This window comes from Hydrogenoanaerobacterium saccharovorans (assembly GCF_016901815.1).
GTDB classification, from domain to species: domain Bacteria; phylum Bacillota; class Clostridia; order Oscillospirales; family Ruminococcaceae; genus Avimicrobium; species Avimicrobium caecorum.
On sequence record NZ_JACSNR010000012.1, the window covers coordinates 19,473 to 31,599 of the forward strand.

At 45.2% G+C, this 12,127-nt stretch carries 11 protein-coding genes and 1 CRISPR repeat array; of the genes, 3 read left to right on the forward strand and 8 right to left on the reverse strand.

The features are described from left to right. Positions 1–246 precede the first annotated feature (246 nt). Genes H9X81_RS11065 through H9X81_RS11080 form a run of 4 tightly spaced genes read right to left on the reverse strand, consistent with a single transcriptional unit; the run spans position 247 to position 4,788 of the window. Entirely contained in the window at positions 247–2,310 is a 2,064-nt protein-coding gene (locus H9X81_RS11065) for a DUF4839 domain-containing protein (protein WP_204722040.1), read from the reverse strand. Positions 2,311–2,324: 14 nt separating this feature from the next. Beyond that, positions 2,325–3,644, reverse strand: a complete 1,320-nt coding sequence (locus tag H9X81_RS11070) for an SPFH domain-containing protein (protein WP_204722042.1) — start codon at positions 3,642–3,644, stop codon at positions 2,325–2,327. 18 nt (positions 3,645–3,662) lie between these two features. Next, the gene (locus H9X81_RS11075; RefSeq protein ID WP_204722044.1) at positions 3,663–4,541 is read right to left on the reverse strand and encodes a zinc-ribbon domain-containing protein; all 879 of its coding nucleotides are present in this window, start codon (positions 4,539–4,541) and stop codon (positions 3,663–3,665) included. A 19-nt stretch (positions 4,542–4,560) separates the two neighbouring features. Further along, positions 4,561–4,788, reverse strand: coding sequence for a helix-turn-helix domain-containing protein (locus H9X81_RS11080; RefSeq protein ID WP_204722047.1), 228 nt, complete (start codon positions 4,786–4,788; stop codon positions 4,561–4,563). Between the two features lie 602 nt (positions 4,789–5,390). On the opposite strand from H9X81_RS11080, the gene H9X81_RS11085 reads away from it, so the two are divergent. Together H9X81_RS11085 and H9X81_RS11090 are read left to right on the forward strand one after the other, a co-directional pair. Next, entirely contained in the window at positions 5,391–5,603 is a 213-nt protein-coding gene (locus H9X81_RS11085) for a helix-turn-helix domain-containing protein (RefSeq protein ID WP_204722049.1), read from the forward strand. Then, complete coding sequence (locus H9X81_RS11090; RefSeq protein WP_204722051.1) at positions 5,600–6,025, forward strand: helix-turn-helix domain-containing protein; 426 nt, start codon at positions 5,600–5,602, stop codon at positions 6,023–6,025. Before H9X81_RS11085 ends, H9X81_RS11090 begins: the two co-directional genes overlap by 4 nt. 914 nt (positions 6,026–6,939) lie before the next feature. Here the strand turns inward: H9X81_RS11090 and H9X81_RS11095 are convergent. From H9X81_RS11095 to H9X81_RS11110, 4 genes are all read right to left on the reverse strand, one after another. Beyond that, positions 6,940–7,749: a DUF4230 domain-containing protein gene (locus tag H9X81_RS11095; protein WP_204722053.1), complete on the reverse strand. Its 810-nt coding sequence runs from the start codon at positions 7,747–7,749 to the stop codon at positions 6,940–6,942. After that, on the reverse strand, positions 7,749–8,465 hold the full coding sequence (locus tag H9X81_RS11100; protein ID WP_204722055.1) for a DUF4230 domain-containing protein: 717 nt from the start codon (positions 8,463–8,465) through the stop codon (positions 7,749–7,751). Before H9X81_RS11100 ends, H9X81_RS11095 begins: the two co-directional genes overlap by 1 nt. Positions 8,466–8,469: 4 nt before the next feature. Further along, entirely contained in the window at positions 8,470–9,864 is a 1,395-nt protein-coding gene (locus tag H9X81_RS11105) for a hypothetical protein (RefSeq protein ID WP_204722057.1), read from the reverse strand. 67 nt (positions 9,865–9,931) lie between these two features. After that, positions 9,932–11,014, reverse strand: coding sequence for an SHOCT domain-containing protein (locus H9X81_RS11110; protein ID WP_204722059.1), 1,083 nt, complete (start codon positions 11,012–11,014; stop codon positions 9,932–9,934). A gap of 84 nt (positions 11,015–11,098) precedes the next feature. On the opposite strand from H9X81_RS11110, the gene H9X81_RS11115 reads away from it, so the two are divergent. Continuing rightward, positions 11,099–11,497 (forward strand): MerR family transcriptional regulator, encoded by a 399-nt coding sequence (locus tag H9X81_RS11115; protein WP_204722061.1) that lies wholly within the window; start codon positions 11,099–11,101, stop codon positions 11,495–11,497. Positions 11,498–11,754: 257 nt separating this feature from the next. After that, positions 11,755–12,117: direct repeats of the CRISPR family, unit length 31 nt; unit sequence TTTCAATCCACGCTCCCGCACGGGGAGCGAC. Positions 12,118–12,127: the final 10 nt, after the last annotated feature.

Here is a 12,127-nt window from a genome sequence, read left to right on the forward strand (position 1 = left end):
ACACTCATTTAAGAGGATTCAGGTGCTTTGCATTTGTTTTGCAGGGCGAATCATTGATGAAAATAAAACAGGGGAAAGAGAAACTTAATGTACTTTATCGACAGCATGGAACAAACACTTGCTAGTGTTGCGTGAAGTCAATAGGGAAGAATACCATAGAGCATAGGGTACTATTGGAAAATAAAAAACAATCCCGCATACTTCCTTCTGATGAGAAAGTAAAATCAGCGGGATTGTGTAAAGCCCTTAATTACGGATATCCATGCTTATGATATCCAATTCAAACAATTGGGAATTAGAGTTGTAGTCACCAACTTCTGCGACAATGTGGACATTTAAACCAGCATATACACTGTCTCCCCCTGAAACATTCATATCTCCGAAAGTAACATTTGTCAGACGGAAGTTTGGTCCTAAGGCGCTGTTTACGCTATAATCACCGGAACCGAGTAAAACATTCCAGCGTGTACTATAATTCTCATGGCGCTGCATATCCGTTATACATCCGTCAAATTCAATAACTTGACCATGATACTTGCTCGCAAATGTTGCTACAGAGGGGTCGCCCGGATCACGCAATAACAAGAGTGCAGCAAGATCAGGACAATTTTCTGCAGTAAGATTTTCTGCTGGTTCCATAGAGGGTTCTGTTATGAAAGTTGATGTTTCGCTTTCGATGGGCTTATTCGGGTCATCCTCTTCCTTCATGTGGTATGTAATCACAATGGATGCATCTTTTTTGAATATATCCCCCTGTTTGAACTCGGTGTTTCCGTTCACAGATATGCTGTCCACTTCTCCTTCTTTTGTCCACCCGAACACAATATCATATACGACGTCAAAAGAGATATTAGTAAATCCAGCCTCAGAAAGCTCTGTTTGCACCTCTGAATAGTTTTGATATTTATACGAAGACGCAGACTGGGGCATAGCAGCTTCATCTTCGCCATGCTCTGGAACAGTACCTTGAATGATATCCACATCGATCTGGGAACTGTTGCAGTAAACCTTGTATTTCAGAGACTCATCCTGATAAATATCAATGGAAATTGTATCTGCAACCTCATCATCCTCTGCACTCACAAATTTAATCTCATAAACTCCTCTGGCCAGTTTCAGATTATAGGTTTCGGTAGCTCCATGAGAAATAGTACCCTGCAGAGAATTATCGACATATACTTTTACATCGTATTTGTTAAACAGCAGATTTTCTGCACATTCAATCTCCAATGAAACGTTGTATTCTGGCTCTTTAAGAGAAATAGACATTATGTTATTTCCCTGATATGACACAGAGAGCTGATAACCGTCATTATTCTGGGCTGAATATGATTCATCGGATTGAACGCTGTCTATAACAAAACCCATATCAGTACATGTTGTAACGTAGGCATTAAAGTCTTCAATCGAAGTATCGCTTACATAGACCGAAAAACTCTTTTCATTATCCTGAGTGATTTCTCCTGTTGTTGATTTGGGAATAGGAAGCATACGTGACATCGTATTGTCAGGCCATATAAACGCTTCATACTTTTCTGGTTCTTCTACGCTGATATTCATTTTATTATCATATTCATCGTAATATAGAGAAAGCTTATACCCATCTGCGTTATATCCATGATAAGAATTATTTAACTGAGTTGCTTCAACTGTAAATCCTTTTTTCTTGCATGCAGAAACATAGTCACGGTAGTCATTTGCGCTGGTTTCATATACATACAAAAGCAAACGGTCATCAGAATTTATCCAAATATCTCCTAAATGAGATTTGGTCTCAGGAACAATATCTGCAAGCAAAATATCAGACCACCTAAATTGCTCAACCTTATCGTTATTGTCAGAATGACTATTAAGCAGATTTATATACGGCGCCAAAAGAATTATGGCAAGAGCAATAGCAGCGATATGGAGCCATCTATAAGGCACTCTGACTATCTGTTTCTTCATAAGTACTGCAGCCACAGTCAAAATGATTTGCAGTACTGCAATAATAGCGGCAGCAGTTTTTCCGAACAGCAGCGCCATAAGACAGAGCAAAATGAACGTGCTCATTGCAACTACTATGATTTTTCCGTAAGTACTCAGCTTGTGCCATTTATCAGAAGCAAAATCCTTGATTCTATCTGTAAAGGATTTTGGAACACTTGTATTCTCATTATTTGGACAAGATGTTTTATCTTGGCAAGCTTCAAAAGAAATGAAATCTTCCTTGACAGGCGGAGGTGTGGTTGCGTCAATTTTGTTTCCACAGTACGAGCAAAACTTTGAATCATCGGATAGCGAAGCACCGCATTTTGGACATTTAATCATTTCTATTCTCCCTTTCATTCCTCGGGAATCGGAGGCATCACACTAAATAATCCTTTCAGCTCATCAACTGCCTTCGCTTTTTCCCACTGAGACATACCATTTTTCCAGACCAGACTATCAGCAGTCAATTGTCCACTTGATGCCATCTGTGCAAGAACGGAAAGTTCAAATGGCCCTATAGCCTTACTGTTGACTGCAACATAATAAGCCACTGGCAGAATTGGAGGAGGTGTCACTCCTGCTGGCGTGGATTGTCCCATGCTGCCCGTCATAGGATTCATTGCGTCGGCAATATTCCGACCAACCGCGCTACCAATGGTCATACTGGCCATCATAGCGGCCATATTAAAACCATCTGCACTACCGCCCCAATTTACATTACCAGTACCGTTTGCCCCCATCTGGCCAAGAGCTTGTGCACCAGCGATGCCAACATCAGCTTGTTTCTCCACTTGAAAAGCACCGATATTGACCGTTTGTGTCTGCTTATGTGCGGCATATTGTTCTTCTTCCCGATGAATACGCAGGCGCTCCATATAATCCTGTGTTTCAGCTTCGATCCTGACTGTAGCAATATTCTTTGTGACAGCCATGAGCTGGTGGTATCCTTCGCTGTTTTTGTCGATCTCAATAGCTCCAATGTCTATACCAGAAACCAAAATACCGAAATTTTCCTTCAGACGTTCAGCAAGATCATACTCCACCATATCGTTAATCTGGGCTGTTTTAGTTTCAATCTGAATCACCGGAATATTATGGGTAGCCGGGGCATTAGCTACCGTATCCTTTACATAGCGGCTTACTGCATCTCGAATTTGCTGTTGAAAGTCCTCAAGCTGAAAATTGTTCAAACGATGCAGTTTGATAAATGCTCTGTAATCTTCAATGCTAAAGCTGACTGTGCCTCTAACCGCAACAGGCACACCAAAATCTGTAAAGCGTGGATCGTATATATCAAAGAACGGAACTCCGAACTTTACTTGAATAATCCGGGCGAGATTGATAAAATAGACCTCTGCTTGGAAAGGTGTTCCACCCTCATATGCGAGACCCACAAGACTTGCAAGGATAGGGAGATTTTTCGTGTTAAGGATCATATCACAGGGGCCTTCAATATACTCCTGAACGGTTTCATTACATCGGGAATAGACAAAAACTGCTACTTCACCATCCTTTACACGCAGGGAAGAGCCCCAGCGAATAGCATTTTCTCTGTTTCCTTTACCAAGCTGAGCACCAGTAGGACGCCATTTCCAAATGAGATATGAGGGTTCATCACAACGGATTTCATCCATAAAACCACCAGTTTTTTTACTTCTGTCAAATAAAAGCATCCTTTTTCCTCCTCGTGATTATTTTTTCTTTTTAAAAGAAAGTGCGCAGATAAAGACTAATATCATTACACCTAAAGAAATTTCTATTGTAGCATCGGGATTCTGAAGGAGTCCCAGCAAAAAGAAACATCCGATAGCACAGCCAGCAATAATCAAAAAAACTTTTATTTTACGCATTTTCAGTTCTTGCTTTTTTTGATTGTAGATGGACTCAATCTCTGAAAAGTCAGGGTGACTGCTCATCGAAAGTTTGGCTTTCTGGTAAACCTGGTCTAACTTTGCAATCCACGCTTTTGACACATCATCGTCAACTCCATGATGGACATTTATGTTTGAGGCAGCTAATAGCATAAACTCTAAGATGTCTTCTTTGGTGTTGGGTACAGAGAAATTGACTATTAAAGATGCCATTTCACGTTGTTTCTGGGCTTCGAATCGCTTTAGAGCTTCTTCTGCTTCATTTTCCTCTTTGAAGTCTGTTCCGAAAATCATTTTCATCAGCGACTTTTTTTCTTCAAACGAAGGCATTTTTTGTGCAGCAATGCTTTCTAATTTCAATGCTAATTCCTGGATAGAATTTGATGATTTTACGTCTCGAATTTCATATCCGCAAGAAGGGCATACTGTAGTAAATGCTTTCAAGGTTTCACCACAATTCGGACACTTGTGCATATATCCTTCATAAACTATCTTTCGTCCAGTCGGGTTATTCTCAAATATCTGTTGCTGAGCCTTATCAGTCTTATGATTTTCGTGAACGGTATTAGATACGGCTTCTCCACAATTTTTGCAAAATCGTGCATCATCATCCAGTTTTGTTCCGCAATAAGGGCAAAACATTATTTTTTTGTTTTCAGAAATCCCTTTTGATACTTTATTTATCGAAAAAATAGGCATTTTTCTGATCCTCCCCAATTTATTCGTCAAAGGATTCGTTTCTTTCAGTGCGTACAGCATCGCATATATCCCCGATATTACAGTCCAAGTATTCGCAAATACGTAGTAACACAGAGAGCGCTACTTCCTCATTTCTTCGCAATTTAGTCATGGTTCCTGTAGCAATATTTAAGTCTTTTCGGAGCGTTGCAGGCGATACTTCTTTTTCAATCAAACGTATCCATAGCTTTTTATAACTAATTTTCATAACTCACTCTTTCTCGATCCACTGCTATATCCGTATGGAATTATTGTACAGTTAATTGGCGATTTAGTCAACTAAACACAGCTATAACTTAGCTAAAATTCGCAAGAATTTGAGAATTTGTGATGATCAAATTAAACTTGTAATTTACTTAAACATGTAATTTTGATGGAAGGAGAAAGACTAGCTTACTATATGATCGAACATGATTTTGGAGTCAGCACGAAAAAGACCTTTGCAATCAAGGTGATTGATACAGACCTGTTCGAAGATTATTCAGATAACTAATCCAATAGAGCAATTGCTGCAAATGTCTACACCAAAAGAGAGGGGACCGGCAGAATTGATCTCTTTCTTTTCAAGCAAGATAATTTTCAGAGTATTTGGTGCTCTCTTGACAAATCCAAACTCATCATGTTACAATATAAATGAAAAGAACATTTGTTCTTAAACGTAGCTGGTACCTTGCCAGCATTTTTAAGTCGAACAGACATACATACCAAACTGAATAACACTGTAAGCACCGAGTGAGGTGCTGTTGTTGTGTTGCTCAGGAAAGGTGTGTATGTCTTTTTTCTTTTACATTCAGAGAGGAGAAATGTTGTGTGAAAGAGTCAGTCTACAAAAGCTATGAGGAACTGCCACTATTCCTGAATGCTGAAACAGTGGCAAAGGTGTTGGGTGTCGCTCCGTCCACAGCTTACGAGCTGATGCATGAAGCGGATTTTCCCACCCTGAAGATTGGCAACCGGATGGTTGTCCCGAAGGAACAGTTCATCGCCTGGGTGCAGCGGCATACAGAGGGAGGGATTCAGTGAAGTATCAGAAGTGGCCAAAGAGAGACCCAATCAAAAACTATTTTCCAGTACCAAATGAAGTGTTCCTGCTCGGTCTGTCGCCGGGAGAATTGGCAGTGTATTCCTATCTGCTTTTCTGTGAGGACAGAAGTACTTATCAGTGCTGGCCCAGTTTCAAAACCATCGGGAAGGCCACCGGAATGAGTCCCAACACAGTAAGAAAATATGTGCGGATGCTGGAAGACCGAGGACTCATCACCACAGAGCCAACCAGCATCACCACAAAGTTCGGTAAAAAGCAAAACGGAAATCTGCTCTTCACCATCCGTCCGATCCAGGAAGCAGTGGAGCAATTCTACCAGCAGCAGTTGGAGAAAATATCCCTGGATGTACAGAGGGAGAAGGCGTCAGGTACGAAAGTTAAGCAGGAACGCCCTGCGTGACCGACTGTGTGAGCCTGTGTGAGGCTTTCCCGGTCGAGGTAGGGAAACAATACCCAAACTCATAGCAACGCCGGTTTGGGCCAATTTTGGGGCAGCTTGAGGGAAGCGCATTCTATTGCGGAGGCGAGAAGAAAAACAGAAGGTTTTCATGTCCCCTAATAATGTTCTATGGAACATTATTAGGGGACTGAAGGGATGATCGCCTTATGCAAAAACTGCGCCGCATAAACAAAGAAAAGGACTTTGGGGATGGGCCCAGAAAAAGAAGAAATCCCGAAGACCAGTAGGCAGCAAAGCTGGATAGTCCCCGCAGTCCCGCCTGTATGGGCCTGTGTGGGGCTTTCGCCGCCGGAGTAAGGAAACACTCCCTTGCTCACATACCAGCCCCTGTTGGGCCATTTTTGCGGGGCGTTTGAGAAGGCAGGATTTTTTCGAGCCGGTGTGGGTCAGCCAGGCAAGTGAGACCAAAATCCCATTCACAAATCAGCCGAATTTGACAAGTTCTACGGCTTGACCCAAAGGACGGTTTACCCCAGAAAATAGGGGTGACACATGGGGTCGAAAATGAAGCAGGATAAAGCGGTGACATCACCGCAGCCCACACCGACCCGCATTGCGGACCGGAAATGGCGGTTTGATGCGGTTTGTGAGACCCTCACTTTCGAAATTGGCGGGGGTCAGATATGGCATCATGGAGTCCATGCGGGCATCAGATCTGACATCAAGGTCAGCAGGAATGCGGGTTTGAAGCCACTTTCGCAGGGGTTAAAGGTGGCGTTCACAGGCGCTTTTCCAGTTTTGGACCAGCTTCAGGCATGGATACACAAACGCTAACTTTCGCTAACTTTCTGATCACTCTGCCCCTATAAAAATCCTTTCAAATGTCAAAATAGCCCGTCTCAGACGGGCTATTTTCAGTCAGTAAACTCCACCTCAACTGTAAGATCCGGAAGATCGGGGTTGAGGTTTTTAATAAGCTGGGTAATTGTTTTCTCAGCTGAGGTTTTTGCCTGAGCGTAGTATTCAGGATTGCTTCGGGCTTTTGCAGTCATGTTCTGCTGCGCTTTCTGAGTCATGGAGAGAATCAGCTGGTTCCCGGTGTCAGAAGAATTGTTGAAGAGTCCTGCATCACTGGTGTACAGGACATCATCGTCATCCTGCTGGATGAGAACCGGGTCCATGACCGGTGAGGGAACACGGATCAGAACTGTCTGGCGCTGTTCATCCAGAATAAATTCTGTATTCTGCAGATCTACTGCAAAGGTTCCGATTCCATTGAACCGGATCCAGGCTTCAGCGTCTCCCATCAGGGGATCGGTAACTACATCCAGGATTCCTCCGCCGGAATCCTGTTCCGGCCAAATCTGATAATCAGTCAGGAACACATTCAGGACTTCCAGGTTGCGTATTTCCGTAATTCCCTGGATCTGGATTGTTATATCATTGCTGAGGTGATGAGCGGATTCGGAAAGTTCAAACGCAACATCATAGAAATGGTTTTTCGTATCTTCTTTCACTGCTTCTTTTGTTGCGAAAAAGGTTTCATTGACCCCTGCAATGAAGAGAAAAGAGGCTGCCAGCAGCGATATAAGAAAGAAAATAAGAGGGCGCAGTATCGACGGTTTGAGAGAATTCAGAAAAATGTGCTTTTTGTCTTTACCAGGTTCAGGGTTCCCCTGGTTCGGGTTTCCCAACTCCAGATTGGTTTTTTCAGCAGTCGGCATTATGCTCCCTCCGTTCGGAATGTGATATTGGATTCTTCAATTCTGTATGTCCCGTCACTCAGGTTCTGACAAAGGGCATAGACCTGGGATCTTGCAGCATCTCTGGCACTTTCCATAAGCTCTTTTCCCAGGGCTGTTTCGGCACTTTTCGTCATTTCGTTCTGCGAGATGATCTGGGACAGCATCTCATCTTCTGTGCCGACCAATGGACTGAAGAACTGCTTCTTTGCCAGGATTTCAGCTTTTCCATAATCCACATTCAGTTCAGCCTGAGGTTCCGGGAGAACAATAGAAATCGTCTTTTTCTGGGAATCAGCGATGATTTGGGCTTGGTTGAGGTCGACGGTGAAAACGGTTTTGGTTGGATAGACCACCAGCAGCCGCGTTGTCTTTCGGTCTGCATCACCCAGGCTTTGGAAATTGTCACAGGACGCATCCACTGTAAGCACCTGAAGATCACCTGCCTCAGCAAATGCCTGCTTGAGCGTGACAGTAATATCACCGGAGTTCAACCCAGCCTCTTTCCCGTCCCTCATTGCTTGTTTGAATTGTTCAATCCCTTCCAAGGAACCGATTCCTTTTCCAACCAGTGTACCAGCCCATTTTCCGGTTGCGCGGCCTGCCAGAAAACCGGATCCGATGACAAGGCACATGACAATCAGTGTCAGGAGGTGAGTTCCGGTGAAAGTTTTGACATGGTGTGAAGTTCGACGCATGAAATCACTCCTCCTCGACAAGATTGAAATAATCTGAAGCACGAACCGCAGAGTCATTTCCAAGATCGGAAATGCTGATGGAAATGGTCCGTTCCTTTTTCTTGATCAGGTCGTGGAAGAACCCGCCGATGCCTTCTGATTTCTCCGCAAAGCGCCAGCCGTCCTCTGTGATTTTGCAGGTCAGGGTCAGTTCCTGGTCAGAGTTCAGTTCCATGCGGCCGCTGACCGGTTTTCCGTCCAGTTCAAAGGTGCAGGAAGCGTGATCCATCGAAGGATCCAGAGTGACATTCCGCACAGAGATCAGTTCGGTGCCGCTTCCGAATATCTCCTCTATGTTGTCGTTTCCCTGGGCGCTTACGGTTAACTGATACTGTATGGCACCGTCAGTCGGGGATTTATCCGCTGTAAAGTAGTGTGGATCACAGTTGACGGTTTTGCAGTGGCCGGTTGTTACGATAGTCACCTGATCCCCATACCGGAGTTTCTGGCTCCATGGTTTATTTTTCTCGACAGTCTGTTCGCTGCCGGAGTTGACGGTAATGACAGCAGGTTCATCGAAGGTGAGTTCCAGAGGAATATATGAGTGGAGCTCCACTGAGAACTGAAGAGAATCACCGGTAAACTCAGCCGGCAGGAAGGATACAGTGTCTGTGATGGCTGTCGGATCAGGCATTTTAGGATCCGAGGAGACAAAGAAGTAGTTTTCGCTGTCGATAGTGTAGGTCAGCGCTGGCTTGGAAACAGAGGATACCTCCACTTCTTGGGAGGTGAGAGGGGTTCCGTTCAGTTTCCAGGTACCGGTATTGCTGAGAGGGCAGATGTTGCCCTCGCTGTCGGTATAGTAAACTTCTGTACGGATCGACCCCGACACATATTGACCGATAGGCAGAATGGAGTAGCCGCCTTCCGGGCAGGTTTCCGGAATTGTGAGAATGGGTTCGCTGTCGTTCTCTGCAGAACGGGTTTCCTCCTGAAGCAGTTTCCCGTCAGCATCGTATTCCTGGATCCGGAATTCACTGAGAGAATAGAGCGCATTGGAATTGGGAGTATCCCTGAGCGCTGCATAGATGCTTTCGCCTGGGCTGAGCCAGCAGGAGGAGACAGCAATGGGATTTTCCCCTTTTTCATCTGTGGAATAGGAGATGTTCAGGGATCGGTTTTTCCCAAAAGTAACCTGAACTTTCCCGTCAGGAGCTTCCTGGTAGCCTGAGTTTTCAATGGGATAGAAGCCTTCTGCGTTCAGTTTTCCATTTGAAAGCATATCGATGTATTTTTGATAATCTCCGTCTTCTTCTACATTGGTGAACTGTAAAATGGGGCTGAGTGTATCAACTGTTTCAGCAGAACAGCCGGAAAGCAGGAACAGGCAGATCAGACCAAGTATAATAATTCGTTTCATAGGCGTTTCTCCGGTTTAATATTCGTTTTCTTGAGAGGATAAAGAGCGAATCAGCATTGAGAAAAAATCATATTTTTGCAAGCAGCTCTGCTTTTTTCGCGTCAAATTCCTCCTGGGAGAGCGCACCCATGTCCCGCAGCTTGGCTAGTTTTTCAATTTTTGCAAAAATATCTGATTCATCTTCGCTCGATTCCGTGCCTGTACGGGATTTTTTTGCCTTGTTGAGAATTCCTCCGATTCCATCTCCCAGATGCCTGATTCCGCTGGAAGCCCGGTTTTTCAGGGAGACTTTCGCCTCCGGTTCAATCGCAGAGCCGGTGCTGCCAATCGCCTGCATTTCCTGGTAGTCCTCCAGAATTTCCGCTTCGGTGTAGTCAAAGCAGGCTTTGTCCAGAGCCTCAGCCAGGCGTCTGGCCATCGGGAGCATGGAAGCAAAATTCAGTCCGCCGGATACAACGCCGCCAACGATGGGGATAGCTTTTGACACTCCTTTGGCAACTGTGTTTTTGGTCACTTTTACCCCAATCAATGTCCCGATCTTTTTCACCAACGGGTACCAGAGCGTTTTGGTCAGTGCTTGCTGAGGAAGTTTTTTCAGAGTGGTTTTAGCAATCTGAGAGGAAAGCATCCGGACACCGGCAGCGGCTCCGGATACGCCAAACATCACCCCACAGTACAGGATCAGCTGTCCACGAATGGATTCATCATCGATTTCACCATTTTTCCAGAGATCCGGCGCTCCGTATAGATAGGCCAGTTCCTGAGCCAGACGCAGCGACATTCCAAAAAACTGCATTGTGTCTGCGGGAATTGTCGCCCCCATCAAGAGACCGCCGGGCAGTCCCATGGCAAATGAGGCGGCGGAGGAAGAACTGGTCCGAGTGAGAATCAGCTTATTGGCGATCCGGGAAAGCAGTTCCCGGGAGCAGCCTGCCTCAACCGGCCCCAGATCCAGAAGCTTCTGCATGTCGACTTTTTCTTTGGCAAAGGTGTCAGCCAGGAATTTTTTACGGTCCACCTTCACTCCGGGAATCTGGATCACATTGCTGATGATTGCCTCCAGCGCGACTTCGCTTGTCTGTGCTGAATGAATAGTTTCCATTATTATTCCCTCCAACTCAAATGCGTTGACAAATTGCTTTAGTTTCAAAATACCAGTTTTTCCGTCTATTTACAAGATATTTTTACAGGTTTTTCCTTCCTGCTTCGCAGATTTTTCAGATTCTTTTGCGAAATGAGATTTCTGCGTGAAAAGTTCTTGACTGCACACAGTGTGCAGTTTTACGGTATGGCGGGAATGAAATTGAAACAAAAGACATTGCGTGAGATCTGTGCTGAAACAGGGATATCCCGACGGACACTTCAGGGATATGAAAAGCTGGGATTGGTAGCTTCGGCTGGGAAAAACAAATATGGACATCTGCTGTACGGTGAAACAGAACAGCAAATGATCCGACAGATTCGCTTTTATCAAAAGCTGGGGCTCACCCGAAAAGGAATATTGGAGCTGATGGGAGCATCAGACCGTCGTAAAAAGGAGGTGCTCATGGAACTGGTGGAGCAGTTGGAGGCAGAGTGCCGACAGCAGCAAGAGCTGATTGAGCAGGCAAGGAAATACATTGCTATGCTCTGATTGATGATTCAGTGATGCGGAGACTCATTTTCCTGGATTTACACCGGCTTTCCTGCTTTATCTCAATCCACGCTCCTGCACGGGGAGCGACTATTGGTCGAGGAACAACCACAAGAGCATTTGAAATTTCAATCCACGCTTCTGCACGGGGAGCGACCGACGATACGGCAACCATTGCCATGGTGGACTCGTTTCAATCCACGCTCCCGCACGGGAGCGACGGGCATCCAGACCGCAGGGAGGGAAATGCATGAGGGTTTCAATCCACGCTTCCGCACGGGGAGCGACCTTTCTGGTCTGTATCTAAGCATAGGGATTTCACGTTTCAATCCACGCTCCCGCACGGGGAGCGACGTCGTGAGCATTGTTCCCGAGGATATGACCCGGGTTTCAATCCACGCTCCCGCACGGGGAGCGACAAGCTCAGAGCGCTTTGCGTCATTGTCGGGTGTTATTTCAATCCACGCTCCCGCACGGGGAGCGACGTGATGTTTCCTCGGCCTGAATCTCTAACAGTCGGGATTTCAATCCACGCTCCCGCACGGGGAGCGACGGGGATATGGGATGCATTATGTAGTTCCTCATGATATTTCAATCCACGCTCCCGCACGGGGAGCGACTATCACCCAG